A 25,580-nucleotide genomic window follows, 5' to 3' on the forward strand; every position below is an offset into this window, starting at 1 on the left:
AACACCCAACGAAAGGAGGCCGCTGTGCCTGAAGAAATCAACGTCGAGATCTACAACGCCGATCCGCTCACCGAGGACGTGTCCGACGAAGCCGCGGAGGCCGCACCGACGACGTATGCAGCGCTGGATGCCGCCGCGGAGTCGCAGGCGGACCTCAGCGCCGAGATGAAGGCCATCGGCGAGGCCTACGCCCGGGCGCTCAAGAACGGCGCCCCGGCCGAGGTCCAGCCCCGGCGGGACTATGCCCCGTACCGCAGCAGCGTCCTGCGCCACCCGACCAAGGACCTGCACCACGCGGATCCGGAAACCATCGAGCTGTACTCCCCGGCGTTCGGGCACATGGACGTGCACGCGCTGGAATCGGACCTCACCATCGCGCACAGCGGGGAACCGCTGGGCGAACGCATCGTCGTCTCCGGCCGGGTGCTCGACGGCGACGGCCGCCCCGTGGCCGGGCAGCTCGTGGAGATCTGGCAGGCCAACTCCGCAGGCCGCTACATCCACAAGCGGGACCAGCACCCGGCACCGCTGGACCCGAACTTCACCGGCGTCGGCCGCTGCATCACCGGGGCCGACGGCTCCTACAGCTTCACCACCGTCAAGCCCGGCGCCTACCCCTGGAAGAACCACCTCAACGCGTGGCGCCCGGCGCACATCCACTTCTCCCTGTTCGGCCAGGAATTCACCCAGCGGATCGTCACCCAGATGTACTTCCCCGGCGACCAGCTCTTCCCGCTGGACCCGATCTACCAGTCGATTGTGGACCAGGACGCGAGGGACCGGCTCGTGGCCACCTACAACCACGAACAGACCAAGCCCGAGTGGGCACTGGCGTACAACTGGGACATCGTCCTGACCGGGTCCAAGCGGACCTGGACCGAGAACGAGGCCCTGGGAGCAGAAGGAGACGACCATGAATAAGCTCACCCCCACCCCCGGACAGACCGTGGGACCGTTCTACGGCTACGCGCTGCCCTACCCGAAGGACCGCGAGCTGCTGGCTCCCGGCTCCCCGGGCTCCATCCGGCTGCAGGGCACTGTCTACGACGGCGCCGGCCACCCGATCCCGGACGCGATCCTGGAAATCTGGCAGGCCGACGCCGACGGCAATGTCCCGCAGCACACGGGTTCGCTGGTGCGGGACGGCTACACCTTCACCGGCTTCGGCCGCAGCGCGGTGGGCAACACGGGGGCCTTCACCTTCACCACGGTGAACCCGGGCCCCACAGAAGAAGGCGCGGCGCCGTTCATCGCCGTCGCGGTCTTCGCCCGCGGCCTGATGAACCGGCTCTTCACCCGGATCTACCTGCCGGACAACGAGGAGGCCCTGGCCGCGGACGCGCTGCTGTCCTCCCTCGAGCCGGAACGCCGCCGGACGCTGATCGCACGCCGGGACGCCGACGGCGGGCTGACCTGGGACCTCCGGCTCCAGGGCGAGGGCGAGACCGTGTTCCTAGACTTCCATGGAACAGAACCGGGCGCCCCGAAAACAGAGGCCGCCTCGAAAACACGGGGCGCCTCGAAGTGACCTCCTTCGAATCCGACGGCGGCGCCGGCCTGCACGGCGATTTTGGCCTGCACGGTGACTTTGGCCTGCTGAGTCCCGTGTCGGCGTCGCCCTTTGTGGCGGCGCTGACCGGGGACCGGGCCGTCCTGGCCGCCATCCTGCAGGTCGAGGCCGCCTGGGCCCAGGTCCTGGAAGGGGCGTCCCTCGCCCCGGCGGGTTCCGCCGCCGTGGTGGCAGCAGCAGCCGACGTGAGCCGATACGACGTCGCGGACATCGCCGTGCGCGCCCAGGGCGGCGGCAACCCGGTGATCCCGCTGCTGGCGGATCTCCGGGTGCAGGTCAAGGCCCTGGACACGACCGGAATCGGCGCCGACGGTATTGGTGCACTCAGTGCAGTTCACGCCTCGCTGACCAGCCAGGACGTGCTCGACTCAGCCCTCATGCTGCTGGCCCGGGACGCCCTCCGCGGGCTCTTCACCGAGCTCACGGCAGCGACGGCGGCGCTGTCCGCCCTCGCCGAACAGCACGCGGACACCCTGTGCGTGGGCCGCAGCCTGACCCAGCATTCGCTGCCGTACACCTTCGGGCTCAAGGCAGCGCAATGGTTCGCCGGACTGGCCGCCGCGGCGCGCCGGCTGGGGGCCCTTGAACTGCCGGTACAGGCCGGGGGAGCGGCCGGAACCCTGGCCGCGGGCACCGTGCTGACCGCCGGCACCGCAGTCACGCCCTTTGACCTGGCCGACCGTCTGGCCGCCGGACTGGGCCTCGCGCCCGTCTCCGCGCCGTGGCACACCAACCGGCTCGCCGTCACTGCGCTGGGCGATGCCCTGGCCGCGGTGACCGACGCCGCCGGCAAGATCGCTGCCGATGTGCTCTTCCTGGGCCGCCCGGAAGTCGCCGAGCTTGCCGAGCCGCGCGCCGCCGGCCGGGGAGGCTCCTCGGCCATGCCGCAGAAACAAAACCCCGTGCTGTCCGTGCTGATCCGCAGTGCCGCCCTGCAGGCACCCGAGCAGGCCGCCCAGCTGCACCTCGCCGCCGCCAACTTCAACGACGAACGCCCCGACGGCGCCTGGCACAGCGAATGGCCGGCGCTCCGCCGGCTGCTCCGGCTCGCCCTCGGTGCCGCCGGGCAGCTCCGCGAACTCACCGGAGGCCTCCAGGTCTTCCCCGACGCCATGCGCCGCAACCTCGACCTCTCCGGACCGCTGCTGCTGTCCGAAGCCGTGTCCGCTGCCGTCGCTCCGCTGCTCGGGGCGGACGAATCCGGGCGGACCGGCAAGCAGCAATTGCAGTCCTTCGTGGACCAGGCGCTCCGGGCACCGGCTTCGGAACGGGCGGGCACCTACCGCCGCCTCCTCCGCGCCGCGGTCCCGGCCGGCAAACTCTCCGACGCCCGGTTTCAGGAACTGCTGGATCCGGCCAACTACCTCGGCCAGGCCGCCGAAATTTCCCGCCGCATCCTCGCGGCCTACCCGGAGTACACCAATTCCGGCGCCAACGCCACCGGCGCCAACGCTACCGGCGCCGGCGCCCCCGACGCATCACCGACCCCCGACCTGAACGGAGCCTCCCGTGGCTAGACCAACCGTCAAAGCAGTCCTGCTTTCGCCCCAGCGCCCGCTGGGAGACAAGCCCCTCCTCGTGCTGGGACCCTCCCTGGGAACGTCCACCCTGCTCTGGGCCCAGGCCGGCGCCCTGCTCGGGGAGGACGTCGACGTCGTCGCGTGGGACCTGCCCGGCCACGGCATCTCGCCCGCCGCGACGGAAACCTTCAGCGTCGCGGAACTGGCCGACGCCGTCGTCGAACTGGTCGATTCGATCGCGCCGGGTGCGCGCTTCCACTACGCCGGCGTCTCCCTCGGCGGCGCCACCGGGCTGCAGCTGGGGATCAAGCACGGCGAACGGCTCAAGAGCCTGTCCGTGCAGTGTTCCGGGGCGAAGATCGGCACCCCGGAGGGCTGGCTGGAACGCGCCGAAACGGTGCGCACCGAGGGCACCCCGGTGATGATCCAGGGCTCGGCGCAGCGCTGGTTCGGCCCCGGCTTCATGGACCGCGAACCGGAGCTCAGCAGCCGCCTTTTGCACGCCCTGCGCGACGCCGACCGCTTCAGCTACGCCTTCTGCTGCGAAGCCCTCGCCGGCTTCGACGTCCGGAACCACCTCGGCAGCATCAGCGTCCCCACCCAGGCCGTCGCCGGCGCGGAGGACACCGTCGCCACGCCGGCGTTCGCCGAGGAGATCGCAGAAGGCATCACCGCAGGCGGCGGCACCGCGAGTGCCGTGACACTCGAGGGCGTGGCACACCTGGCTCCGTTCGAGGCACCCGCCCACGTTGCCGAACTGCTGCGGAGCCTCATCGCCTGGACCGAAACCCGCGGAGCCGGCAAATGACCGGCCCCCAGCTCAACGGCCCCGAGCGAAACGGCGCAGTCCAGCCCCACGCCACCAGCCAGGAGATCTACGACGGCGGCATGGCCGTCCGCCGGGAGGTGCTCGGCGCCGCGCACGTGGACCGCGCCAACGCCAAGAAGGACGCCTTCACCGAGGACTTCCAGGACATGATCACCCGGATCGCCTGGGGCGGCATCTGGACCCGGCCCGGCCTGACCCGGCAGATGCGCTCCGCTGTCACCATCACCGCGATGGTGGCCCACGGGCACTGGGAAGAACTGGCCATGCACATCCGCGCCGCCCTCACCAACGGCCTGAGCAGGGACGAGATCAAGGAAATCCTGCTGCAGACCGCCATCTACTGCGGGGTCCCTTCCGCCAATACCGCCTTCAAGACCGCCCAGCAGGTCTTCCATGCAATGGACAACCCAGCGCTCGACGCAACCGCCACTCCACCCAACTAGGTCGCAGTAGTTGTCGTTTTGGGCCCTCAGAACGACATTAACTGCGAGCTAGTTGGGCCAAGACAGAATCAGAGGAGCAAAATGAACCAGGCTTTTATTTACGACGCCGTGCGGACCCCGTTCGGCAAGTTCGGCGGCGGCCTCGCCGGCGTCCGCCCGGACGACCTCGCCGCGCACGTGATCAAGGAAGCAGTCAACCGCGCCCCGAAGCTCGACGTCGAGCAGATCGAGGAGGTGGTGTTCGGCAACGCCAACGGCGCCGGGGAGGAAAACCGCAACGTCGCCCGGATGGGCACGCTGCTCGCGGGCCTGCCGGTCTCGCTGCCCGGCACCACCGTCAACCGGCTTTGCGGCTCCTCGCTGGACGCGGCCATCATCGCGTCCCGCCAGATCAACACCGGCGACGCGGAGCTGATGCTGATCGGCGGGGTTGAATCCATGAGCCGCGCCCCGTGGGTGCTGCCGAAGACCGAGAAGCCGTACCCGGCCGGTGACATGACCCTGGTCTCCACCACGCTGGGCTGGCGGCTGGTCAACAAGGCCATGCGCCCGGACTGGACCGTCTCCCTGGGCGAGGCCACGGAGCGGCTGCGCGAAAAGTACGGCGTGACCCGCGAACAGCAGGACGAATTCTCCGCCAACTCGCACAACCTCGCCGCCGCGGCGTGGGATGCAGGTTTCTATGACAACCTCGTCACCGTGGTGCCGGGCACCGACCTCACCCGCGACGAGGGCATCCGCGCCGGTTCCTCGGCCGAGAAGCTTGCCGGGCTCAAGACCGTGTTCCGCACCGAGCACGGCACCGTCACCGCCGGCAACGCTTCCCCGCTGTCCGACGGCGCCTCCGCGGCCTGGATTGGCAGCGAGAACGCCGCCGGGCTGCTCGGCCTGGAACCGCTGGCCCGCATCGCCGGCCGCGGCGCGCACGCCAACGATCCCCAGTTCTTCGGCTACGCCCCCGTGGAGGCCGCCAACAAGGCCCTCGCCAAGGCCGGCATCGGCTGGGACCAGGTGGGCGCCGTCGAACTCAACGAGGCGTTCGCCGCGCAGTCCCTGGCCTGCATCAACGCCTGGGGCATCGACCCCGCAATCGTGAACCGGCACGGCGGCGCCATCGCCATGGGCCACCCGCTCGGCGCCTCGGGCGGCCGCATCCTCGGCACCCTGGCCCGCAGCCTGCAGGCCTCCGGTGAGCGCTGGGGCGTCGCCGCGATCTGCATCGGCGTCGGCCAGGGCCTGGCCGTCGTGCTCGAAAACGTCACCGCTTCCACCGCACTGTCGGCACAGCACCGTCGGCAAAAACAGTCACAGCAAGGGGCTAAGACATGCTGCACTTCGTAGACAGCGTCGGCGAGGCAGTCGCCGGCATCAAGGACGGCTCCACCGTGATGATAGGCGGCTTCGGCAACGCCGGCCAGCCGTTCGAACTCATCGACGCCCTGATGGACTGCGGCGCCACGGACCTGACCGTGGTCAACAACAACGCCGGCCAGGGCGACCTGGGCCTGGCGCTGCTGATCAAGGAAGGCCGGGTGAAGAAGATGATCTGCTCCTTCCCGCGGCAGTCCGACTCCTGGCATTTCGACGCGAAGTACCATGCCGTCGAGATCGAGCTGGAACTGGTGCCGCAGGGCAACCTGGCCGAGCGGATCCGCGCCGCGGGCGCCGGGATCGGCGGCTTCTTCACCCCCACCGGCTACGGCACCACGCTGGCCGAGGGCAAGGAAACCCGCATCCTCGACGGCCGCGGCCAGGTCTTCGAGACCCCCATCCACGCCGACGTCGCCCTGATCAAGGCGCTCACGGCGGACGGGAAGGGCAACCTCGTGTACCGCAAGACCGCCCGGAACTTCGGCCCCATCATGGCCGCCGCCGCGGAGCACACCGTGGTCCAGGTGTCCGAGATCGTGCCCACGGGCGCCCTGGACCCGGAGATCATCGTGACCCCCGGAATCTACGTCAACAGCATTGTGAAGGTGGCCTGAGATGAGCGTCCAGACGAGTATCCAGACCTCCGGCAAGCCGCTGGGGCGCGATGACCTGGCGCGCCTGGTGGCCCGGGACATCAAGCCCGGCTCCTTCGTGAACCTCGGGATCGGCCAGCCCACGCTGGTCTCCAACTACCTCGCGCCGGAGCAGAACATCACGCTCCACACCGAGAACGGCATGCTGGGCATGGGCCCGGAAGCCACCGGGGACCAGATCGACGGCGACCTCATCAACGCCGGCAAGATCCCGGTGACCGAACTGCCCGGGGCGTCCTACTTCCACCACGCCGACTCCTTCGCGATCATGCGTGGCGGACACCTGGACATCTGCGTCCTCGGGGCCTTCCAGGTCTCCGCCACCGGGGATCTCGCCAACTGGCACACCGGGGCGCCGGACGCGATCCCGGCCGTCGGCGGCGCGATGGACCTCGCCACCGGGGCCAAGGATGTCTTCGTGATGATGACGCTCCTGACCCGCGAAGGGGTGTCCAAGCTGGTGGAGACGTGCACCTACCCGCTGACCGGCATCGGCTGCGTCACCCGCGTGTACACGGACAAGGCGGTCTTCCTCACCGGCCCCGACGGCGTGCAGGTCCGGGAAACCTTCGGCTGCACGCTCGAGGAGCTCCAGGCGATGGTGCCGGTGCCGCTCAAAGCCGCGGCCGCCGTCGGAAGCGCCGTCGGAAGCTGAGCAAAAGGCTGTCCCGCGTATAAAGTGTTGCCAGAGCATGAGGGGCAGAAATGATTGAGGCAGCAAACGGCGCCAGGAGCGGTGGCGCGCCCGCGCCCGCGGCCAGCGACCAGTACGTGCAGTCGCTGGCGCGCGGGCTCGCGGTGATCCGGGCCTTCGACACGGACCACCCGACGATGACGCTGACCGAGGTGGCCGCCCGGACGGACCTGACCCGGGCCACCGCCCGGCGGTTCCTGCACACCCTGCTGGAGCTGGGCTACGTCCGCACCGACGGCAAGGTCTTCGCGCTGACCGCCAAAGTGCTGCAGCTGGGCTATGCCTACCTGTCCGGACTATCCCTGCCGCAGCTCGCACAGCCGCATCTCGAGGCGCTTTCGCTCCAGCTGGGCGAATCGACGTCGGCCGCCGTGCTGGACGGGACGGACATCGCCTACATCGCCCGGGTGGCCACCCGCCGGATCATGACCGTCGGCATCACGGTGGGCACCCGGTTTCCGGCCTACGCGACGTCGATGGGCCGGGTCCTGCTCGCGGCGCTTCCGCCCGCCGAGCTCGCGCAATACCTCGCCGCCGCCGAGATCCGCCCCCTGACGCCGCGGGCGATCGGCACCGGAGAGGCGCTGCAGGCTGAGCTGGCTGTGGTGCGATCGCAGGGCTGGTGCCTGCTGGACCAGGAACTCGAACTGGGGCTGATGTCCGTCGCGGCGCCGGTCCATGACGGGCCCAAGGTGGTCGCCGCGATCAATGTCTCGCTGCAGGCCCAGTCCGTGGCCGCGCAGCCGGACCCGGAGGCCTACCTGGACCGGGTGCGGAAGGCAACCGTGGCCACCGCGGCCCTCGTCTCCGCGGACCTGTCCGGCGGGCGTTAGCCGTCAGCTCTCGGGGTCTTTGACCGGCGCCGTGGACACGGTGATGGTGACCCCTGAGGCGTCGTCACGGATCTTGAGGTGCAGTTCCCTGCCCACGAGCGTGGAGTGGATGTCCTCGCTGTCCTTGGGTGCGAGTTGCTCAGCCAGCCGCGTGACCGCCAGTGCCATCGCCCGTCCCCAGTCATGGGGGTCCGTGCTGGACGCCTCAGCCTCGGCTGAATAGTTTTCCTGTGGTTCGGTCATGTGCCCCCCGCTTCCCGCCCCTGGAGCGCGGCCCGTCCGGCTGATCCGGACAGGCGGGCGGCCCGGCAGATGGCTTAGGCCGGCGGGCTCCAGTACTTGAGCATGGCCAGTCTAGTGACCCCGGCGCCGAAACGTCCACGATCGGTGGCCCGGCTGCCTAAGTTACGGGGGGAAATCCCGCTAGGATTTCACTTCGGGACACTTCATGCCACTTGCCTTCGAAGGACGCCATGCCAGAGAACAACCCCGCGCTTGAGAACACAACACAGTCCAGGCGCGCCGCCGTGATCATCAACCCCTTGAAGTCCCCGGGCGAGAATTTCAAGGCGGCCTTCCACCGGCTGTGCGAGACGCAGGGCTGGGCGGAGCCGCTCTGGCTGGAAACCACCGCGGAGGACACCGGCCCGGGCCAGGCCCGCGAGGCACTGGAGGCGGAGGTCGACGTCGTCATTGTCGCCGGCGGCGACGGCACCGTCCGCTGCGTGGCGGAGATCCTGGCCGGCACCGGAACGCCGATGGGACTCGTCCCGATGGGAACGGGCAACCTGCTGGCCCGCAACCTCGGGATCGACATCGCCGATCCCGTCGCCGCCAGCCATGACATCCTGACCGGCACGGACGCTGCGGTGGACGTGATCAAGGCAAGCCTGGACCACGCGGAGGACGAACAGCTCTTCCTCGTCATGGCCGGGCTCGGCTACGACGCCGCGATCATGGCGAACACGGTGAGTGAACTCAAGGACCGCGTGGGCTGGCTCGCCTACGTCGAGGCCGGCGTCCGCCACCTGCCCGGCAAGCCCGTCAAGGCGAAGATCAGCATCGACGGACAGCACCCGGTCCGCCGCCGGATCCGCAGTGTCATGGTCGGCAACTGCGGCAAGCTCATGGGCGGCATCGAGATTTTCCCCGACGCCAAGCCGGATGATGGCATCCTCGACGTCGTCATCCTGGCGCCCGCAGGGAAGCTTGGCTGGCTCACCGTGCTCGCCGGAATTTTCGGCCGGAAGAACAGCAAGAACACGTCCGTGGAGTACTTCACGGGCAAGTCCGCGGAGATCGAGCTTGATCACGAGCAGGAATTCCAGCTCGACGGCGACCACCTCGGCAAGGCCAAGCACCTCAAGGTCACGGTGGGGCATGAAGCGCTGAAGATCCGGATGACGGTCTAGGCCGGATCTGCCGGCGCGGCCGTACTGTACGCGAGGATCTCGGCGAGCTCGGCCAGGCGGTGGGCGCGTGCGGACTCCGCCGGTGTGAACGGTTCGCCGGGCCGGGAGAACGTGATCGGTCCGTGCCAGGCGGTCGGGATCCTCAGGATGGTGCCGTCATTGGCTGTGTTGTCCCTTGCTGGGGTTGTTCCCGCAGCTGCCGTGTCCGCGTCCGGTGCCGGCTCGATCCGGGCGTGCAGCAGTTCCGCCACCGCCAGCGGCAGTTCCTCGGGGTTCGCCGCGATCCGGGCGGCCAGGCTCAGTGCGCCGGTCTGCCCGTCGGCCATGGCCAGGGCGGTGGTGGGCCACACCTGCGGTTCGCTGCCGCCGCCGTCGAGCAGGGCACGGAGCAATTCGCCTTCGCGCAGTTCACCGGGCGCCGAGAGCACGAACTCGTCCAGCACGCCGCCGGCCACCGGGTGGACGTGGATGCTCAGGATGTTGGCGTCCAGCCGGGCCAGTGCATGCGTCACTTTCTGCAGGGCGCCGGGCCTGTCCTTCAGCACCGTGCGGGCCCGCCACAGGGCCGGTGCCGCGCCCAGCTTCCTGCGGTGGCGCAGGGCCGGGGCATGCAGCCAGCTCCGCAGGATCCGGGCCGCGGAGGGCTCCGCGACCCAGATCACGAGGATGGTGGCGGTCAGGGTGAGGACCAGGACTTTGGCCAGGTAGGGCAGATGGGTTTCCACCACCGCGGCGTGCACCAGCAGTTCGATCGGCAGCATCACGGCGATATTGGCCAGGGTCAGCCGGGCCTTGGTCGGTTCGGGCAGCTGGCCGCACACTTCGCAGCTCAGCTCGGAGGTTGCATGGGCTGTGGGCTTCATGGCTCCATGATGTCCGGCTGCTGTTACGGCCCTATTGCCGGGCGGTGACTTTTTCAGTCGGTCCAGCGGCTGCGTCCGCCCGCGTGCTCGGCCGTGTGCTCACCGGCGTGTTCACCGGCGTGGCTGGCCGTGTGCTCGCCGGTGTAGTCGGCCATGTGGCCGGTGGGGTGTTCGCGGGTCCGTTCCGGGGCCGCGAGCCGGGCCAGCAGGTCGCGGATTTCGACGAGCAGGGCCGTGTCCGCGGGCACTGACTCCTCTTCGGGTTCCATGGTGGCGAGGCGCCTCTTGACGATCGTGTTGATCCGGTTCATGGGCGCCACGAAGATGAAGTACACCACCGCCGCGGTGATCAGGAAGGTGACAAAGGCCGTGATGACCGCACCGAAATTAACGAACGTTTTCTGGTTGCCCGGCCAGATAGGAAAGCCCAGCCCCTCGGTCTCGACGCCGCCGGCCGCGGCGATGATGGGGTTGACGATGTTCGAGGTGAATGCGCTGACGAGGGCGGTGAAGGCGGTGCCGACCACCACCGCGATGGACAGTTCGATCACGTTGCCGCGCAGGATGAAATCCTTGAATCCTTTGAGCATGGGGGTCCTCCGGGGTGCCTTGGCGTACGTCGTCCAGTGGTGACTCCGCTGGCGGGAATCAACCGGTAGACGCTACCACTTCCCGGCCTGTTTCCGCGGACCGTGACGGGTTCTGCTGAACGGAGCGCGGTGCTGCAACTGCACCGTTCCGGCGTAGAATCCAGTCTGGATGCCAGTGCCGCCGTCGTAATCATCGGACCGCAACGAAAGGCGCAGACCACCCGTGAAGCTGTTCGCTGAGATGTTCACCATGGCACCCGGCCACAAGGACTATCAGGTCGCCATCCGCTGCGCCGTCGGCGTCTTTGTCCGCTGATCACCCTGGTGCTGCTGGACCGCCTGGATCTGGCCATCTTCGCCTCCTTCGGCGCCTTCACCGGGATCTACGGCCGCAATGAGCCGCACGCCAAACGCTTCGTCCTCCAGTTCGGCGCCGGGACGCTGATGCTGCTGGTGATGCTGCTGGCCGCCCTCACAGCACGCGCGGGCGGTGCCCAGGGTCTCTCCACGGCGGACACCATCTGGGTGCAGGTCGTCGCGACCACTCTGGTGGCGGGAGGCTGTTCGCTGATCGTCGCCTGGTGGCGGCTCCGCCCGGCGGGATCGCTCTTCCACATCTTCGCTTTCGCGGCCATCGCCTCCATCCCCAACCAGCCGCCGCTCTTGCAAGCCATGCTCGTGGCCGCGCTGACGGTCGCCTTCTCCCTGCTGATCGGTATGTCCTCCCGCGTGGCCCGGAGCCGCCGGAGCCCCTGGGTCTGGCCCCGGCCCGCCCGCCTGACCCTGGCGGAGAAGCGTGCCGCACGGCTCGAAAGCCTCGGCTACCTCGTGGCCGCCGGACTGGCCGGAACGCTCGGGACCCTGGCCGGTGAATGGCTCGGCTTCGGCCACAACTACTGGGCCATGGTGGCAGCCGTCGTGCCGCTCGTGGGGCACTCCACCCGGCACCGGGTGAGCCGCGGGATCCAGCGGATCGTCGGCACGGCCGTGGGGCTGGTGCTGCTCGCGGGGATCCTGCTGCTGCAGCCGGCCCCTTGGCAGACCGTGCTGGTGATCGCCGCCTTCCAATTCGGCGCCGAGATGTTCATCGCCCGGCAGTATGTGCTCGCCCAGATTTTCGTTACGCCGCTGGCCTTGATCTCGACCCTGCTGGTGGCGCCCTCGGCGCCCGGGCTGCTGCTGCGGGACAGGATCCTGGAGACCGTCATCGGTGCCGCCGTCGGCATCGCCGTCGTGCTGGCTCCGACCGCGTGGCGCCAGCTGCGCGCCCGGCAGGGAACTCCTGGCTGCGGCGCAGCCTGAACCGGCGCTGTAGCGGCGGGTGCTGCCGGGACCGGCGCCAATCCCGGCCAGCGTAAAGTGAAAGCAGTATCCATTCAACGGAAGTGACAGCCATGGCCAATTCCGACGCCGGCGACTCCGTCGTGGACCGCGTGGTGCGGGTCATCGAGGCGTTTCCCGAGGGCGTCACGGTGCTGCAGCTCTCGGAGCTCGCGGCCAGGGCGCAGCTGCCCGTGACCACTGCCCACCGCCTGGTCCGGCAGCTCGCCGGGCACGGGCTCCTGGAGCTGGGCGGCGGCGGCTCGGTCCGGCTGGGACTGCGGCTGTGGGAGCTGGTGAACCGGAATTCCCCCACCCTGGCCCTCCGCCAGGCCGCCATGCCGTTCATGGAGGACATCCAGCAGGTGCTGAACCAGAACGTGAACCTGGCGGTGCTGGACGGCTGGGAAGCGCTCTTTGTCGAACGGCTGTCCCGCCGCGGATCGGTGGCGAACCGGGCGCAGATCGCCGGCCGGATGCCGGTGCACGTGTCCTCTGCCGGGTTGGCGCTGATGGCCAACCAGCCGCCCGCGGTCCAGGCGGAGTATCTGCGGCAGTTCCAGGATCCCGCCGGCAAGGTGACGCCGGACGAAGTGCGGGTCCTGCTGCAGGAAACAGCCGGCCACGGCTTTGCCCAGCTGGCCGGCGTCGTGGACCCGGACACCTGGGGGATCGCCGTTCCCGTGCGGGACGCGAGGAGCCGTACGGTGGCGGCGTTCGGCGTCGTCGTTCCATTGCGCGAAATGCGGCTCCAGGCGCTGGTCCCGGCCCTGCAGACCGCCGCACGCGGAATCGGGCGGCAGCTGCATGACGCGAAAAGCATCGAGGTATTCCATTCAGCGGAATTGCTGTAACGCCGCTCACGGGTCCGGGCGCACACTGTAGCCAGAGAATCCACCCGACCCGGACCAGCAACAGTCCGGGCCCCGCAACGAAGCGAGGACACCATGGCAAACCGTAAAGTCATCACCACCCAAGTCGCCATCCTGGGCGCCGGTCCCGCAGGGCTGATGCTCTCGCACCTGCTGGCCAAGCAGGGGATCGAATCCACTGTGATCGAGATCCGTAGCCACCAGGAAATCTCCGAAACCGTCCGCGCCGGCATCCTGGAACACGGTTCGGTGAACCTGCTGGTGGACAGCGGCGTCTCGGACCGGGTGCTGCGGGACGGCGACCGGCATGACGGAATCGAACTGCGCTTCAACGGCGAAAGCCACCGGATCGATTTCCAGGACCTCGTCGGCGAGTCCGTCTGGCTCTACCCCCAGACCGACGTCTTCCTCGACCTCGCCGCCCGCCGCCAGGAAGACGGCGGCGACGTCCGCTACAGCGTCACCGACACCACGATCCACGACCTCGAAGGCAAGCCCAAGGTCTGGTTCACCGACGCCGAGGGCGTGGAATGGGAGGTGCAGGCGGACTTCATCACCGGCGCGGACGGTTCACGCAGCCACTGCCGCTTCCAGATCCCGGAGGCCAGCCGCAAGTGGTACTTCCACGAGTATCCCTTCGCCTGGTTCGGCATCCTGGCCGAGGCGCCGCGCAGCTCCGATGAACTGATCTACGCCAACTCCGAGAACGGCTTCGCCCTGATCAGCCAGCGGACCGAGACCGTCCAGCGGATGTACTTCCAGTGCGATCCCAATGAAGACGTCAACAACTGGAGCGAAGACCGCATCTGGGACGCCTTCCGCAACCGCGTCAACGGCAACGGATTCGAACTCAAGGAAGGCCCGGTCATCGACAAGATGGTCCTGAAGTTCCGCAGCTTCGTGCACGCCCCGATGCGGCACGGAAATCTTTTCCTGGCCGGGGATGCGGCCCACACCGTCCCGCCGACCGGGGCCAAGGGCCTGAACCTGGCGCTCCACGACGTCAAGGTGCTCTTCGAGGGGTTCGACAGTTTCTACAAGACCGGCAACACCGTGCTGCTGGATGCCTACAGCGACCGGGCCCTGGACCGGGTCTGGAAGGCCCAGCAGTTCTCCTACTGGATGACATCCATGCTGCACACCCCGGCCGACGGCGACGACTTTGCCCGTGCCCGCCAGCTCGGCGAGCTCAACACGGTGGTGTCGTCCCGTCACGGCCGCGCCTACCTCGCCGAGGCGTACACCGGCTGGCCCGGGGCGCACTAGAAACTAGGGGACGCGCACGGAGTCGGCCGGCGCGGCTTCCGCCGGGGCCGGCGTCGTGGTGTCCTTCGTGCCCGAGCCGGCCTTTGCCGCCCGGGAAGGTTTCCGGCCCGATCTGCCGTAGACCAGATACATCGTCACGCCCGTGATGACCATGAGCAGCACCGTGTAGACGAAGGTGTTGGACACCCCGTCCACGCCCTCGGCGCCGTCCGTGTTCGCCTTGATGACCAGGCCGAGGGGCTGGAACAGGGGGTGGGCCAGGAAGATCGCGGTGTCGTAGTCATCCAGCAGGCTGTTGAAGTTCAGTGCCGTGATCGCCGCCGCCCCCGGGAGCACGATCGGCAGCAGGATCCGGCGGAAGATGTACAGCGTCTTGGCGCCCATGATGCTGGCGGCTTCCTCGAGCGAGGAGTTGACCGAGGCAAAGGAGGCCTTGAGCATCCGCAGCGTGAACGGGATCTTGACGGTCACGAAGGCGATCAGCAGGATCACGGTAGTCCCTGTCAGCACCGCGCCGCCGACCAGCGGATTCGGGTGGTCGTAGCTCAGGATCAGGCCCAGGGCGAGCAGCGCCGAGGGCAGGATCCAGGGAATGTGGAGCAGGTACTCGAAGACGCTGGTGACCCAGTTGCGGTATTTCTGCAGCAGCCGGGCCACGAACAACAGCCCTCCGACGGCGATCACCGCGGCCAGGGCACTGTAGACGATGCTGATGATGAAGGGCCGCAGGCCCGACGGCTGGGTGAGCACGCGGACGTAGTTGTCCAGGGTCAGGCTGCCCGCGGCGAGCTGCCCGGTCTGGATGGCGGCGCCGTCGGCGAACGAGTAGATCACGATCAGCACCACCGGCAGCGTGTAGACGGCAAACAGCAGGTACGCGACGATGTGGACGACGGCGTTGGCCACAGGATTGCTGATGCGCTGCTTCTGCAGCCCGGCGGAGACCTTGGAGACCGAGAAGTAGGTTCCGCCCTTTTCCAGCCGCGTCATCACGGCCAGCATCACGATGGTGGCCAGGCCAAGGATGACCGCCAGCAGCGCCGCGAGGTCCCGCGACGTCGGGCTGTTCGTGAAGGTCAGAATCATGGGCGTGATGGTCTGGAAATCCCGTCCGCCGAGCACCTGCGGTGCGGAAAGGGCGCCCAGGCCGGTCAGGAAGGACAGCACGGTCACGGCGAACAGGGTCGGTTTCAGCATCGGCAGGACGATGCGCCGCAGGATGGTCCAGTCCGAGGCCCCCATGTTCCTGGCCGCTTCAATGGTCTGGAAGTCCACGCCTTTGAGGGCGTTGGTGACGAAGAGCATGTGGTTTGTGGTGGTGGCGAACGTCATGACAACCAGCACGGCGAAGAATCCGGAGAACCAGCCCGGGTCCATCCCGGGAAACAAGGACAGCAGGTACCCGGTGACGATGCCCTTGTCGCCGTAGATGAACTTGTAACCGGCGGCCAGCACAATCCCGCCGTAGATGAAGGTGGTCGCATAGCCGAGGAACAGGATCCTGGAGCCGCGGATCTTGAAGTACTGGGTGACCAGCACGATGAAGATGCCCACCACGTTGACCGTGATGGACAACGCGAGGGCCAGCAGGAAGCTGTTGCCCAGTGACTTCATCGCCCGCTGGGAGGAGAAGAGCTTCTCGGCGGCGCGGCCGGAGAAGCTTCCGTCCGGGAAGAACGTCTGGATCAGCACGTTCGCGTTGGGCCAGACCAGGAAGGCCGCGATGAACCAGGTCAGCACCACCCCGACGATCAGGAACGCCGGCGAGCGGAGCATGCCCCGGATGCCGGCGCCGTTGGAATTGCCCGGCCGGCCCGCGCTGCTCACGGGCGGGCCGCTTCCGGCAGCCGGGCGCCGAGCGAGACGCCGGTTTCCGGGTGGTACTGGAGGACGTGGGACGGCTGGACGTACACCGTTGCCTGGCTGCCCGTCTCGGGGTGGGCGCCGCCGTCTTCCTTGACCAGGAGCCGGATGTCGGAGCCGTGGCAGCGCACGACGTACCGGCTGTGCAGGCCGTGATAAGTCTTCGAGACCACGGTTCCGTTCACCGGGACGGCCCGGCCGTCCCCGCCGGCGGCGTCCAGGGACACTTTCTCCACCCGCAGATAGGAGTTGGCCGTGGGATCGAGGATGTGGCGCGACTGCCGGTTCAGTTCGGCGACGAATTCGGCGGTGAGCCGGGAGCTGTCGCCGATGAAGTTGCAGACGAATTCGGTGGCGGACTCGTCATAGATGCTCTGCGGGGTACCGATCTGTTCCACCGCTCCCTTGTTGAAGACAGCCACCCGGTCACTCATCGCCAGCGCCTCATCCTGATCGTGGGTGACGTAGACGGTGGTGATGCCAAACTCGCTCTGGAGGTCCTTGAGCTGCTGGCGCAGCTGGTGCCGGAGCTTGGCATCCAGATTGGAGAGCGGTTCGTCGAGCAGCAGGATCTTGGGCTGCAGCACCAGCGCCCGGGCGACGGCGACGCGCTGCTGCTGCCCGCCGGAAAGCTCCGCGACGTTTTTGCGCAGCTGGTCCTCGGACAGGTCAACGCGCTTGGCGATATCGCGGACCAGCCGGTCGATCTCCGCGGGCTTCTCCTTGCGGACCCGCAGGCCGAAGGCGATGTTCTCCCACACGCTCATGCTGGGGAAGAGGGCATAGTTCTGGAACACCATGCCGACCTGCCGCTTGTCGCTGGGGAGCCGGGTGACCGCCTTGCCGTCGACGTAGACGTCGCCGGCGGACGGTTCAATGAACCCGGCCAGGGTGCGCAGCGCCGTCGTCTTTCCGCAACCGGATGGCCCCAGCAGCGTGAAGAATTCGCCCGGTCCTACCTGCAGGTTCAGTTCAGGGATGGCTATGAAATCACCGAACGTGACCTCGATGTTCTCGAAACGGATCATGGCAACCTGTCTTGTTCTGGCGGCGGGGCATCGAACGGAGGCGTGTCGCTGCAGCGGGCATCACCGCCCGCTGCAGCCACCGGTCCCGGTCAGCTCATGTACTCGAGTTCGATCTTTTCGACCCACTTGCCCATGTTCTCCTGCACGAAGTTCCAGTCGATGTCCTGCTGCTTGAGGGTGTTGAAGAACTCGACCACCTCGGGCTTGGCCTGGGCGACGGCCGCCTTGTTGACCGGCATGGAGTTGAACTGCTGCGCCCATTCGCCCTGGGTCTGTGCGCTGCCGAACCAGTTGATGAACTTCAGGGCCTCATCCTTTTTGTCCGTCCCCTTGACGAGGGCCACCTGCTCGATGGCCAGCGGTACGCCAACGGACGGCATGACGGTCTCGACGTTGACGTTGAACGACTTCTCGCGTTCGGCAATGATCGAGGAAGGCATCTGGCCCATGTCCGTCTCGCCCGAGGCAATGCGGGCGAAGAGGTCGGTCTTGGCGACCGCCGGGGTGCCGTTCTTGAAGTAGCCTTCGATCTGCTTCCAGCCCTCGTCCGAGATCCCCAGGTCGCCGGCGTCGTCCTTGTACCGGGTCAGGATGCTGGCGAAGACCAGCTGCGCGGTGGCCGTGCCGACGCCGGTGACGCGCTCGTAGCGGGACTTGAATTCGTCCTTGGTCCACAGGTCGGTCCAGTCCGTGGGGGCCTGTTCCTTACTGAACTTCCCGGAATTGTAGCCGAGGAGGATCGCCTGCTGGACCAGGGGCCAGTAGGCCTTGCTGTCGCTGTTGTCGCCTTTGGCGGTGTCCACTTCGCCCGACCAGGCGGGCGTGAACGGTTCGATCGCACCGGCGGCCTTGACCTGCTCGAAGTACATGTTGTTCAGGCCGAACGCGACGTCGGCGATCGGGTTGTTCTTTTCCGCGATCAGCTTGTTGGTGGCGTCTGCGCCGGCGGCGCCCACGATTTCGATCTTGAAGCCGGCCTCCGCGGCCTTCGTCGTGAGCCACTCGCCGCGGCCTTCGCCGTTGGAGTTGGTGTAGACGATGAGGGTTTCGCCGGAGGGCGGTCCCGAGGGGGCTGCGGCGGCGGGTCCGGGGGCCGTCCCGGACGGTGCGGGGGCTGCGGCGCCCGCACCACAGCCGGCGAGTAGGGTGACGGCGACGACGGCGGCAGCCAGGGTTTTCGGTATGCGCACGGGTGAGACTCATTTCTGAACGGGACCAGAGGGCGTTTGTCCGGCCAGCCTATAGCGGCAGAAGTCGGATCGGGCCCATTATGGCTATCGATTCGATGAAAATGCCGGGCCCGGGCACTTCAGTCTGGTGTGGCCCCGGGAACGGATCCGGTCGGTTGTATTAACCTGCAGTGAACATCCGCAGGCGGTGGCAGCTCGCCCTGGACCGCGGAGCTGCTGACGAAGTTGACTTCGGAGAGGTAAGACCGGTCGTAGAATCTGTCCATGGACGCGCTATCCGTCGTCGGCGGCGGCATCGCCGGGCTGGCACTGGCCGCGCACCTTGACCCCGGCCGCTTTCACGTGACCGTCCACGAGCGGCGGGAAGGACCGCCGCCGGTGGAGACGTCGCTGGCCATGTGGCCGGAAGCCCAGCTGGCACTGGATGCGCTGGGTATTCTTCCGGCGGTCCGTGCGGCCGGCTCCGGTTTTGGCGGTATGGCCCTCAGGGACGGGTCCGGGAACGTGTTCTTTCAGGCCCAGGCGCCAGGCGTGATCGGGGTATCACGCGCCGACCTACTCCGCCTGCTGGACGCAGCCGTGCCCGGTTCGGTGGTCCGGGCATACGGACCCGTGGCATCGCTGCCGCAATCGGGCCTCGTTGTCGGTGCCGACGGTGTGCACAGCGTGGTCCACCGGGCCGTCTGGGGCGAACGCTCGCGGGCAAGGCTCAGCCCGTACCTAGCCCTCCGCGGCATCATTGACGAGCCGGTGCCTCCGGGGGCCGGCGGTGAGTACTGGGGCCGCGGGCAGTTGTTCGGCATCACGCCCGCATCCCGCGGCCGGACCTACTGGTACGCCTCATTCCGGTCAGAGCTGGGCCCGGGCGGCATCGACGTCGACGAGGCCCTGGCGGCCACCCGCGCGCGGTTTTCGAGCCAGATCGCCGGCGTCGACCGCGTCCTTGCGGCGGCGACGCCGGGGGAGACGCTGGCGCAGCGGATCTGGACCGTCCCATACCCGGGGCGGTACGCCCGGGACGGTGCGGTGCTGGTGGGGGACGCGGCGCACGGGATGACCCCCAACCTGGGGCGCGGCGCCTGCGAGGCACTGATCGACGCCGTCACCCTCGCGGATCTGCTCAATTCCCGCCCGCTCCCGGAGGCCCTGCAGGCCTACAACAGGCGGAGACTGCTGCGCAGCCAGGCCATGCGCGTGGCGTCGTCCGCAATGACACGGCTGGCACTCGCGGATAGGGCCCAGCCGCTGCGGGACGGGCTGCTGAGGCTGGCCGGACGGTGCAGGCAAAGTGCCGCCGTCGGACACTGAGCTCGGATACAGTCTCTTGCTTCGCCTGGCTACACCGAGCGGCCGGTGGGGTCCTCCGCCGTCGGGTCCGCGAGGCTGAGTCCGCCCACCGGACTGTCGTCCCAGTGGATGAGCCGCCAGCCGTCGTCGGGGTCCCCTTCCAGGGCCACGATCCCGGTGTTGGCCAGCACGTGCCGGGCGGCGAAGTCCGGTTCCATGTCGGAGGCCCGCAGGCCGGCCCAGACGCGGATCGCGGCGCCGTGGCTGACCACGGCCACCGTCCCGGCGTTGCCCGCTCCTGCGGCCGCGGCCGCAATCCGCTCGATGGACGCGTCGTAGCGTTCAAAGAATTCGTGCCCGCTGGGGCCGGCCGGCATCCGGCGGTCCAGCTCGCCGGCAGCCCAGCCGAACACCGTCCCGAGGTAGCGCAGATGCGATTCCCGGTCAGTCAGCTTTTCCAGCGCCCCGGCTTCAATCTCCCGCAGGCCCGGGAGCACCTCGACCCCGAGCCCCCGCACGGTGGCCAGCGGCGCCGCGGTGATCTGGGTGCGGATCAGGGTGGACGCAAAGATGAGATCGATCTGCTCATTCGCCAGCGCCCGGGCCAGCGCGGCGGCCTGCCGCTCACCGAGTTCGGTCAGCCCGGGCCCGGGATGGGCGGTATCCAGCTGGCCCAGGACATTGCCGGGCGTCTGGCCGTGACGGATGAGCAGAAGCCTCATTTGAGGTGGTCCACGAGCTGGTCCGCGATGCCGGTGTACTTGCCGGGGGTGAGCGCCAGCAGCCGGGCTTCGGCGGCGGGGGAGAGGCCGAGGCTCTGGACGAACTCCTGCATCCGGGCGGCGTCGACGCGCTGGCCGCGGGTGAGATCCTTGAGCCGCTCGTAGGGATTCTCCATGCCGTCGACGCCGGCGATGGCCTCGGCGCGCATGACCATCTGGATCGCCTCGCCCAGGACCTCCCAGTTGGTGTCCAGGTCAGCGGCCAGCACCTCTTCGGCGACGTCCAGCCGGTCCAGGCCTTTGGCCACGTTGGAGATGGCGAGCAGCGAGTGTCCGAAGGCGACGCCGATATTGCGCTGCGAGGAAGAGTCGGTGAGGTCGCGCTGCCAGCGGGAGGTGACCAGGGTGGAGCCCAGCACGTCCAGCAGACCGGAGGAGATCTCCAGGTTGGCCTCGGCGTTCTCGAAGCGGATCGGGTTGACCTTGTGCGGCATGGTGGAAGAGCCGGTGGCGCCCGCCACCGGGATCTGCACGAAATAGCCGATGGAGATGTAGCTCCAGACGTCCGTGCAGACGTTGTGCAGGATCCGGTTGAAGCGCGCGACGTCGGCGTACAGCTCCGCCTGCCAGTCGTGGCTTTCGATTTGCGTGGTCAGCGGGTTCCAGCCCAGGCCCAGGCCCTCGACAAAGGACTTTGACACCTGCTGCCAGTCGGCGCCGGGGACGGAGGTGACGTGGGCGGCGTAGGTGCCGGTGGCGCCGTTGATCTTACCGAGGTATTCGGTCCGGGCGATGCGGTCCAGCTGGCGGGTCAGCCGGTGTGCCATGACGGCCAGCTCCTTGCCCAGGGTGGTGGGCGTGGCGGGCTGGCCGTGCGTGCGGGAGAGCATCGGCACGGCGCGGTTGGCCTCGGCCATGGCGCTGATCTGGGCGACGAGCTTCCGGGCGGCCGGCAGCCACACGTCCTCGACGGCGCCCTTGATGCCCAGGGCGTAAGAGAGGTTGTTGATGTCCTCGGAGGTGCAGCCGAAGTGGACCATGGCGGTCAGGTGCTCGATCCCGATGCCGTTCAGGCGGCGGCCGATGTAGTACTCGACGGCCTTGACGTCGTGCACCGTGACGGCCTCGATGTCGGCCAGTTCACTGACGGAGTCAGCGTCGAATTCGGTGACAACGGCGCGCAGCTTCTCCTGCTGCTCCGCGGTCAGCGGTCCGGCGCCGGGCAGCACGTTGTTGCCGGTCAGGTGGATGAGCCATTCCACTTCCACGCCCACGCGGTCGCGGTTCAGCGCGGCTTCGGAGAGGTAGTCGACCAGCGGCGCGACGGCGGACTGGTAGCGGCCGTCCAGCGGGCCGAGCGCGATCTGGTGTGAGGACGCGGCGAGGGCACGGCGTCCGGACGGCGTGCGGATATCAGCTGGGGCGGCAGTTTCAGGCATGTCCCGATTCTTTCACGAAGTGGCACTGTGCCTTAAGCGCGGCCTAAAGTGCGCTGTTCCGTGTGACTCAGGTGTTGTCGACCCGGGCTCCCGGAGCGGGCCTGGCCGCCGGTGTTGTGCACATAGCAGTTGTGCACATAGCCGGGCGGGGAGCTTCAGCACGGCGTCCGGCCGCTCTAGCGTCAGTGTCATGACCACGGGGATGACCGGCACAGCTACCGGCACAGTGAGCGGCAGTCTGACGGCAGCTGATGCCCTGGCGTGCGCCTCGCGCAGCTACGAAGTCCAGCAGCTCGCGGCCCGGCTGGCTGCCTGTGCAGACCAGGCGGATGCTGTGCTCTCCCAGCTGGTGCGGCTGGAGCTGCAGGGCTGGCAGTCGCCGGCCGGACGCGCCTACCGGACTGCGCTGTCCCTGCAGGCTGCCTCCCTGCGCCGCAGCCGTAATGCCCTGCAGGACGCCGTCGCCGTCGTGCTCCGGCACGCCCAGAACGTGGTGCTGTCCTCCGGCCGGCGGGGGTCCTGATGGCCGAGGCGACGCCGGCGGGGTCCGGGGGAGCGCCCCGGCCCGCCGCTCCCGCAGCCGACGGGTTTCTCCGGATCCGCGGCGGGGTCGGTGGGCTCAGCTTCCAGTTCGAGGAGCTGCTCGCCGGAGCCGGGGCGCTCGACGCGCTGGTGGGCCGGCTCGGGTCCCTTGAGGCGGAGGCCGACGCGGTGCGGCGGGCGCTGTTCCCCTATCAGGACGATTCCTACACCAGCGGCAGCAACGCCATCATCGCGGCCGGGGACGGAGCCCGTGCCCTGGGGCGGATCCGGGATGATCTCGAGAAACTCTGCCGGGATGTCAGGGCGAGCCACCGGGAGTATGAATTCACCGAAGCACGGAACAGCCTGCTGCTGCGGATCGGCCGGTTCGGCCCGGGCTACGGGCCGTTGTGGGGCCTGTTCGGCCTGCCGGCGCTGACCGTTCGTGACGTCGTGGAGGATGAGGCATCCCTGGCGTCCGGGAGGCTGGCGATCCTGCTGGGAGTGCCGGCCGACGTTGCCCGTGGCATGGGGGCGCCCGGCGGTTCTCCCGGTGTCCGTGATGCCGTTCATGCGCTGGGGTTGGCGCCGGGGCTGGACTTCCTCCGGCCCCGTCCGGTCCGGATCGCAGGGTCGGAAACGAGGATTGAGGACGTCGATGCTTCGCCGGCAGGGCTGCTGTTCCGGGCCGGGACCGTGGGCGGCAGGAGCGGCGAGATTGAAGTCTTGCGGTTCGATGCGGGCAGCCGGCCCGCCTGGGTGGTCATCCTCCCGGGGACGCAGCTGGACGGACTGCCCGCCGGCACCAACCCCTTCGATACCCTTGGCATCGCGGAGGGGCTGGGGTATGGATCGGCGGAGACCGCGGCGGCCGTCCGGCAGGCCCTGCGGGAGGCGGGCGCGGAGGCAGGGGAGCCCCTTGCTGCCGTGGGCTACAGCCAGGGCGGTATCCATGCCATGAACCTCAGCCAGGACAAGGCATTCCTGGCCGAATATGATCTGAAATTTGTCTTGACGGCGGGTTCCCCAGTGGGCGGCATCAGCCCGGGGCCAGGGATCAGCAGCCTGCATCTGGAGCACGAACAGGATTGGGTGCCGGGGGCCGACGGGCTGGCAAACCCTGACACCAGGGACCGGGTGACCGTGACACTGGCCAACCCGCTGGACATCCCGCCGTTGACGGATATCGGCCTTGGCCCCGGGCACCGGCTCGGCAACTATGCAGCCGGAGCGGAAGCCATCGCCGCGAGCAAGGACCCCTCCCTGCAGTCCTCCACGGCAGCGCTCGCGGCCGTGGTGGGGGGTGGGGGTGCGGCCATGGTCACCCGGTTCGCACTCCGGCGCGACCCGATGCCCGCGCAGCAGGGCGGCCGCAGGGTGGAGGTTCAGCGCGGCGGGCCGGACGGGAAGCCCGACGGAAAACCCGACAGGACACATGACGGGAAGCGGGGACGGAAACCGGCGGGGTACCGCGCGCGGAAAGCTGAGGTCTGACCGGGGCGGCCCTCAGCGCCTCCCGGCGCCCGCCAGCCGACCGGCCACGAGGGAGATCACCGTGATGAGGATGGCCGCGAACACCGCGGTCCAGAAGAAGGTGTCGATGGTGAAGTGCACCGGGGTGTAGCCGCTCAGCCAGGACGTCAGATAGAGCATCGCGGCGTTGATGACAATCGTGAAAAGGCCCAGGGTGAGGATGGTGATCGGGAGGGACAGCAGGCTGACCACGGGCTTGACGAGGGCATTGACCACGCCGAAGATCAAGCCGATGAACAGGTACGCCAGGACGATCCCGATGGTGTCCGTGCCCTGCGTGACGCCGCTGTTCCCCACCGCAGCGGTGGTGGCCGAGGTGGAGATGTCCAGGCCGGGAAGGAGCCAGCCCGCGACTCCCAGGGCCAGCCCGTTGACGATGACCCGAATAATGAATGAGAGCATGCGCCCATGCTGTCATACCCCACCGGCGGCCACACCCCATGGGCGGTGGCACCCCACCGGCGGCCACTCCACCGGCGGCGGCAGGGACGCGAAGTAGGCTAGTTGGCATGACTTCATCAGAGAACACGGCCGGGGGAGTCCGGCCCCGGCCGGTGGTAGACCTCCTTCCCCGCTACGCGGCCGGCAAACCGCCCGTCCCCGTCGAGGGCGTGGTCAGCTACAAGCTTTCCTCCAACGAAAACCCGCTTCCCCCGATCCCTGCAGTGCAGCAGGCCATCGCGGCGCAGACCGACTTCAACCGCTACCCGGATCCGCTGAGCAGCAAGCTGCGCGGCGCGCTCGCGGAGTTCCTGGATGTTCCCGCCGAGGACATCGTCACCGGCGCCGGAAGCCTCGGAGCGTTGAACCAGCTGCTGGCCACCTTCGCCGGCCAGAATGACGACGGCAAGCCGGACGAGGTCATCTACGCCTGGCGCTCGTTCGAGGCGTACCCGATCTGCGTCGGAGTCGCCGGCGCCGAGAGTGTCCGGATCCCGCTGACCGCCGACGGCCGCCATGATCTGGACGCCATGGCGGCAGCGGTGACGGCCCGCACCAGGATGATCCTCCTGTGCACCCCCAACAACCCGACCGGGCCCATCCTCACCACGGCGGAAACCGAGCGCTTCCTCAAGACGGTTCCCTCCGACGTCGTGGTCGTCATCGACGAGGCCTACCAGGAGTTCGTCCGGGCAGAAGACGCCGTTGACGGCATCGACATGTACCGCAAGTACCCGAACGTGGTGGTACTCCGGACCTTTTCCAAGGCCCACGGCCTGGCCGGCCTGCGCGTGGGCTACAGCGTGTCCAACCCGGACCTCACCCAGCACCTGCGCGTCACCGCCACCCCGTTCGCGGTGTCCCAGATCGCCGAAATCGCCGCTGTCACTTCGCTGCAGCATTTCGAAGAGGTTGTAGAAAGGGTACAAAGCTTGGTGGACGAACGGGACCGCGTCACGGCCGGGCTCCGCCAGCTTGGCTGGTTTGTCCCGGAGGCGCAGGGCAACTTTGTCTGGCTCAGCCTGGGTTCCAACAGTGCGGAATTCGCCGCCCTTGCGGGGGAGCGCGCGCTCTCGGTACGCGCCTTCGGGGACGAAGGGGTTCGGGTCAGCATCGGTGAGACCGAGGCCAACACCCGTTTCCTGGAACTCTGTGCGATCTATACAAAACCGCCACGGCGTTCCTAGCGCTTAACATGACGGCCGCGGGCGAGAGCCTGCGGATAAAGTAAGGATGAGTAAGCCAAAATATATGCCGGATCCGGAATGCATTACCGGTTCGGCATATATCCCAGCGATTGCGACGCATCCGGATGCGGC

Annotated in this window: 25 protein-coding genes and 1 pseudogene; 17 read left to right on the forward strand and 9 right to left on the reverse strand. The window is 68.3% G+C overall.

Annotation, left to right across the window (positions count from 1 at the left end; all coding sequences use genetic code 11):
• Positions 1-24: 24 nt before the first annotated feature.
• The 9 genes from pcaH (at position 25) to ABIB26_RS01955 (ending at position 7,913) form a co-directional block, all read left to right on the forward strand.
• Entirely contained in the window at positions 25-921 is an 897-nt protein-coding gene (pcaH, locus tag ABIB26_RS01915) for a protocatechuate 3,4-dioxygenase subunit beta (protein WP_502913600.1), read from the forward strand.
• Positions 914-1,528 carry a protocatechuate 3,4-dioxygenase subunit alpha gene (pcaG, locus tag ABIB26_RS01920; RefSeq protein ID WP_354239052.1) on the forward strand — a complete coding sequence of 205 codons (615 nt, stop codon included), beginning with the start codon at positions 914-916 and terminating at the stop codon, positions 1,526-1,528. Before pcaH ends, pcaG begins: the two co-directional genes overlap by 8 nt.
• Positions 1,525-3,087: a lyase family protein gene (locus ABIB26_RS01925; RefSeq protein WP_354239054.1), complete on the forward strand. Its 1,563-nt coding sequence runs from the start codon at positions 1,525-1,527 to the stop codon at positions 3,085-3,087. The genes pcaG and ABIB26_RS01925 overlap by 4 nt, the downstream gene beginning before the upstream one ends.
• Complete coding sequence (locus tag ABIB26_RS01930) at positions 3,080-3,898, forward strand: alpha/beta fold hydrolase (RefSeq protein WP_354239056.1); 819 nt, start codon at positions 3,080-3,082, stop codon at positions 3,896-3,898. Before ABIB26_RS01925 ends, ABIB26_RS01930 begins: the two co-directional genes overlap by 8 nt.
• Positions 3,895-4,362, forward strand: a complete 468-nt coding sequence (pcaC, locus tag ABIB26_RS01935; RefSeq protein WP_354239057.1) for a 4-carboxymuconolactone decarboxylase — start codon at positions 3,895-3,897, stop codon at positions 4,360-4,362. The genes ABIB26_RS01930 and pcaC overlap by 4 nt, the downstream gene beginning before the upstream one ends.
• Before the next feature lie 81 nt (positions 4,363-4,443).
• Complete coding sequence (locus tag ABIB26_RS01940) at positions 4,444-5,703, forward strand: thiolase family protein (protein ID WP_354239059.1); 1,260 nt, start codon at positions 4,444-4,446, stop codon at positions 5,701-5,703.
• Complete coding sequence (locus ABIB26_RS01945) at positions 5,688-6,347, forward strand: 3-oxoacid CoA-transferase subunit A (RefSeq protein WP_354239061.1); 660 nt, start codon at positions 5,688-5,690, stop codon at positions 6,345-6,347. The genes ABIB26_RS01940 and ABIB26_RS01945 overlap by 16 nt, the downstream gene beginning before the upstream one ends.
• A 1-nt stretch (position 6,348) precedes the next feature.
• On the forward strand, positions 6,349-7,041 hold the full coding sequence (locus ABIB26_RS01950) for a 3-oxoacid CoA-transferase subunit B (RefSeq protein WP_354239063.1): 693 nt from the start codon (positions 6,349-6,351) through the stop codon (positions 7,039-7,041).
• 50 nt (positions 7,042-7,091) lie between these two features.
• On the forward strand, positions 7,092-7,913 hold the full coding sequence (locus ABIB26_RS01955; protein ID WP_354239065.1) for an IclR family transcriptional regulator domain-containing protein: 822 nt from the start codon (positions 7,092-7,094) through the stop codon (positions 7,911-7,913).
• Positions 7,914-7,916: 3 nt separating this feature from the next.
• Here the strand turns inward: ABIB26_RS01955 and ABIB26_RS01960 are convergent, their stop codons facing one another.
• On the reverse strand, positions 7,917-8,156 hold the full coding sequence (locus ABIB26_RS01960) for a hypothetical protein (protein ID WP_354239067.1): 240 nt from the start codon (positions 8,154-8,156) through the stop codon (positions 7,917-7,919).
• A gap of 230 nt (positions 8,157-8,386) precedes the next feature.
• On the opposite strand from ABIB26_RS01960, the gene ABIB26_RS01965 reads away from it, so the two are divergent.
• On the forward strand, positions 8,387-9,325 hold the full coding sequence (locus tag ABIB26_RS01965) for a diacylglycerol/lipid kinase family protein (RefSeq protein WP_354239069.1): 939 nt from the start codon (positions 8,387-8,389) through the stop codon (positions 9,323-9,325).
• Here the strand turns inward: ABIB26_RS01965 and ABIB26_RS01970 are convergent.
• Together ABIB26_RS01970 and mscL are read right to left on the reverse strand one after the other, a co-directional pair.
• A complete protein-coding gene (locus ABIB26_RS01970; RefSeq protein WP_354239071.1) occupies positions 9,322-10,188 on the reverse strand; it encodes an ACT domain-containing protein in 867 nt (288 codons plus the stop codon). The genes ABIB26_RS01965 and ABIB26_RS01970 overlap by 4 nt on opposite strands.
• A 53-nt stretch (positions 10,189-10,241) precedes the next feature.
• Positions 10,242-10,778, reverse strand: a complete 537-nt coding sequence (gene mscL, locus ABIB26_RS01975) for a large conductance mechanosensitive channel protein MscL (RefSeq protein WP_354239073.1) — start codon at positions 10,776-10,778, stop codon at positions 10,242-10,244.
• Positions 10,779-11,001: 223 nt separating this feature from the next.
• On the opposite strand from mscL, the pseudogene ABIB26_RS01980 reads away from it, so the two are divergent.
• The 3 genes and pseudogenes from ABIB26_RS01980 (at position 11,002) to ABIB26_RS01990 (ending at position 14,236) form a co-directional block, all read left to right on the forward strand.
• Positions 11,002-12,080 (forward strand): annotated as a pseudogene (locus tag ABIB26_RS01980) (FUSC family protein).
• A 92-nt stretch (positions 12,081-12,172) separates the two neighbouring features.
• Positions 12,173-12,952, forward strand: a complete 780-nt coding sequence (locus ABIB26_RS01985; RefSeq protein ID WP_354239074.1) for an IclR family transcriptional regulator — start codon at positions 12,173-12,175, stop codon at positions 12,950-12,952.
• A gap of 93 nt (positions 12,953-13,045) precedes the next feature.
• Positions 13,046-14,236, forward strand: coding sequence for a 4-hydroxybenzoate 3-monooxygenase (locus ABIB26_RS01990; protein ID WP_354239076.1), 1,191 nt, complete (start codon positions 13,046-13,048; stop codon positions 14,234-14,236).
• 3 nt (positions 14,237-14,239) lie between these two features.
• Here the strand turns inward: ABIB26_RS01990 and ABIB26_RS01995 are convergent, their stop codons facing one another.
• From ABIB26_RS01995 to ABIB26_RS02005, 3 genes are all read right to left on the reverse strand, one after another.
• Complete coding sequence (locus tag ABIB26_RS01995) at positions 14,240-16,012, reverse strand: ABC transporter permease (protein ID WP_354239284.1); 1,773 nt, start codon at positions 16,010-16,012, stop codon at positions 14,240-14,242.
• 47 nt (positions 16,013-16,059) lie between these two features.
• A complete protein-coding gene (locus ABIB26_RS02000) occupies positions 16,060-17,127 on the reverse strand; it encodes an ABC transporter ATP-binding protein (protein WP_354239078.1) in 1,068 nt (355 codons plus the stop codon).
• Between the two features lie 89 nt (positions 17,128-17,216).
• Positions 17,217-18,317 carry an extracellular solute-binding protein gene (locus ABIB26_RS02005; protein WP_354239080.1) on the reverse strand — a complete coding sequence of 367 codons (1,101 nt, stop codon included), beginning with the start codon at positions 18,315-18,317 and terminating at the stop codon, positions 17,217-17,219.
• Between the two features lie 264 nt (positions 18,318-18,581).
• Here ABIB26_RS02005 and ABIB26_RS02010 point away from each other — a divergent pair, with 264 nt between their 5' ends.
• Positions 18,582-19,625 carry an FAD-dependent monooxygenase gene (locus tag ABIB26_RS02010; protein WP_354239082.1) on the forward strand — a complete coding sequence of 348 codons (1,044 nt, stop codon included), beginning with the start codon at positions 18,582-18,584 and terminating at the stop codon, positions 19,623-19,625.
• 29 nt (positions 19,626-19,654) lie between these two features.
• Here ABIB26_RS02010 and ABIB26_RS02015 read toward each other — a convergent pair whose 3' ends face one another.
• A complete protein-coding gene (locus ABIB26_RS02015; RefSeq protein WP_354239084.1) occupies positions 19,655-20,326 on the reverse strand; it encodes a histidine phosphatase family protein in 672 nt (223 codons plus the stop codon).
• The gene (purB, locus tag ABIB26_RS02020) at positions 20,323-21,765 is read right to left on the reverse strand and encodes an adenylosuccinate lyase (RefSeq protein WP_354239086.1); all 1,443 of its coding nucleotides are present in this window, start codon (positions 21,763-21,765) and stop codon (positions 20,323-20,325) included. The genes ABIB26_RS02015 and purB overlap by 4 nt, the downstream gene beginning before the upstream one ends.
• A gap of 202 nt (positions 21,766-21,967) precedes the next feature.
• On the opposite strand from purB, the gene ABIB26_RS02025 reads away from it, so the two are divergent.
• The gene (locus tag ABIB26_RS02025) at positions 21,968-22,288 is read left to right on the forward strand and encodes a hypothetical protein (RefSeq protein WP_354239088.1); all 321 of its coding nucleotides are present in this window, start codon (positions 21,968-21,970) and stop codon (positions 22,286-22,288) included.
• Positions 22,288-23,781, forward strand: a complete 1,494-nt coding sequence (locus tag ABIB26_RS02030) for an alpha/beta hydrolase family protein (protein ID WP_354239089.1) — start codon at positions 22,288-22,290, stop codon at positions 23,779-23,781. The genes ABIB26_RS02025 and ABIB26_RS02030 overlap by 1 nt, the downstream gene beginning before the upstream one ends.
• Positions 23,782-23,793: 12 nt before the next feature.
• On the opposite strand, the gene ABIB26_RS02035 is transcribed toward ABIB26_RS02030, so the two are convergent.
• Positions 23,794-24,222, reverse strand: a complete 429-nt coding sequence (locus ABIB26_RS02035) for a phage holin family protein (RefSeq protein WP_354239091.1) — start codon at positions 24,220-24,222, stop codon at positions 23,794-23,796.
• Between the two features lie 107 nt (positions 24,223-24,329).
• On the opposite strand from ABIB26_RS02035, the gene ABIB26_RS02040 reads away from it, so the two are divergent.
• Positions 24,330-25,448 (forward strand): histidinol-phosphate transaminase, encoded by a 1,119-nt coding sequence (locus tag ABIB26_RS02040; RefSeq protein ID WP_354239093.1) that lies wholly within the window; start codon positions 24,330-24,332, stop codon positions 25,446-25,448.
• Positions 25,449-25,580 lie beyond the last annotated feature (132 nt).

Source organism: Arthrobacter sp. UYEF20, assembly GCF_040546335.1.
Lineage (GTDB): Bacteria > Actinomycetota > Actinomycetes > Actinomycetales > Micrococcaceae > Arthrobacter.

What these genes read in the sequence shown, in the direction of transcription:
- ABIB26_RS01950 (WP_354239063.1), top strand. Translation starts at nt 6,349, where the DNA reads ATGAGCGTCCAGACGAGTATCCAGACCTCCGGCAAGCCGCTGGGGCGC.
- ABIB26_RS02015 (WP_354239084.1), bottom strand. Translation starts at nt 20,326, where the DNA reads ATGAGGCTTCTGCTCATCCGTCACGGCCAGACGCCCGGCAATGTCCTG.
- ABIB26_RS02025 (WP_354239088.1), top strand. Translation starts at nt 21,968, where the DNA reads ATGACCGGCACAGCTACCGGCACAGTGAGCGGCAGTCTGACGGCAGCT.
- purB (WP_354239086.1), bottom strand. Translation starts at nt 21,765, where the DNA reads ATGCCTGAAACTGCCGCCCCAGCTGATATCCGCACGCCGTCCGGACGC.
- ABIB26_RS01965 (WP_354239069.1), top strand. Translation starts at nt 8,387, where the DNA reads ATGCCAGAGAACAACCCCGCGCTTGAGAACACAACACAGTCCAGGCGC.
- ABIB26_RS01940 (WP_354239059.1), top strand. Translation starts at nt 4,444, where the DNA reads ATGAACCAGGCTTTTATTTACGACGCCGTGCGGACCCCGTTCGGCAAG.
- ABIB26_RS01985 (WP_354239074.1), top strand. Translation starts at nt 12,173, where the DNA reads ATGGCCAATTCCGACGCCGGCGACTCCGTCGTGGACCGCGTGGTGCGG.
- ABIB26_RS01970 (WP_354239071.1), bottom strand. Translation starts at nt 10,188, where the DNA reads ATGAAGCCCACAGCCCATGCAACCTCCGAGCTGAGCTGCGAAGTGTGC.
- mscL (WP_354239073.1), bottom strand. Translation starts at nt 10,778, where the DNA reads ATGCTCAAAGGATTCAAGGATTTCATCCTGCGCGGCAACGTGATCGAA.
- ABIB26_RS02000 (WP_354239078.1), bottom strand. Translation starts at nt 17,127, where the DNA reads ATGATCCGTTTCGAGAACATCGAGGTCACGTTCGGTGATTTCATAGCC.
- ABIB26_RS01955 (WP_354239065.1), top strand. Translation starts at nt 7,092, where the DNA reads ATGATTGAGGCAGCAAACGGCGCCAGGAGCGGTGGCGCGCCCGCGCCC.
- ABIB26_RS02030 (WP_354239089.1), top strand. Translation starts at nt 22,288, where the DNA reads ATGGCCGAGGCGACGCCGGCGGGGTCCGGGGGAGCGCCCCGGCCCGCC.
- pcaG (WP_354239052.1), top strand. Translation starts at nt 914, where the DNA reads ATGAATAAGCTCACCCCCACCCCCGGACAGACCGTGGGACCGTTCTAC.
- ABIB26_RS02010 (WP_354239082.1), top strand. Translation starts at nt 18,582, where the DNA reads ATGGACGCGCTATCCGTCGTCGGCGGCGGCATCGCCGGGCTGGCACTG.
- pcaC (WP_354239057.1), top strand. Translation starts at nt 3,895, where the DNA reads ATGACCGGCCCCCAGCTCAACGGCCCCGAGCGAAACGGCGCAGTCCAG.
- ABIB26_RS01990 (WP_354239076.1), top strand. Translation starts at nt 13,046, where the DNA reads ATGGCAAACCGTAAAGTCATCACCACCCAAGTCGCCATCCTGGGCGCC.
- ABIB26_RS02035 (WP_354239091.1), bottom strand. Translation starts at nt 24,222, where the DNA reads ATGCTCTCATTCATTATTCGGGTCATCGTCAACGGGCTGGCCCTGGGA.
- ABIB26_RS01995 (WP_354239284.1), bottom strand. Translation starts at nt 16,012, where the DNA reads ATGCTCCGCTCGCCGGCGTTCCTGATCGTCGGGGTGGTGCTGACCTGG.
- ABIB26_RS01960 (WP_354239067.1), bottom strand. Translation starts at nt 8,156, where the DNA reads ATGACCGAACCACAGGAAAACTATTCAGCCGAGGCTGAGGCGTCCAGC.
- ABIB26_RS01945 (WP_354239061.1), top strand. Translation starts at nt 5,688, where the DNA reads ATGCTGCACTTCGTAGACAGCGTCGGCGAGGCAGTCGCCGGCATCAAG.
- ABIB26_RS02040 (WP_354239093.1), top strand. Translation starts at nt 24,330, where the DNA reads ATGACTTCATCAGAGAACACGGCCGGGGGAGTCCGGCCCCGGCCGGTG.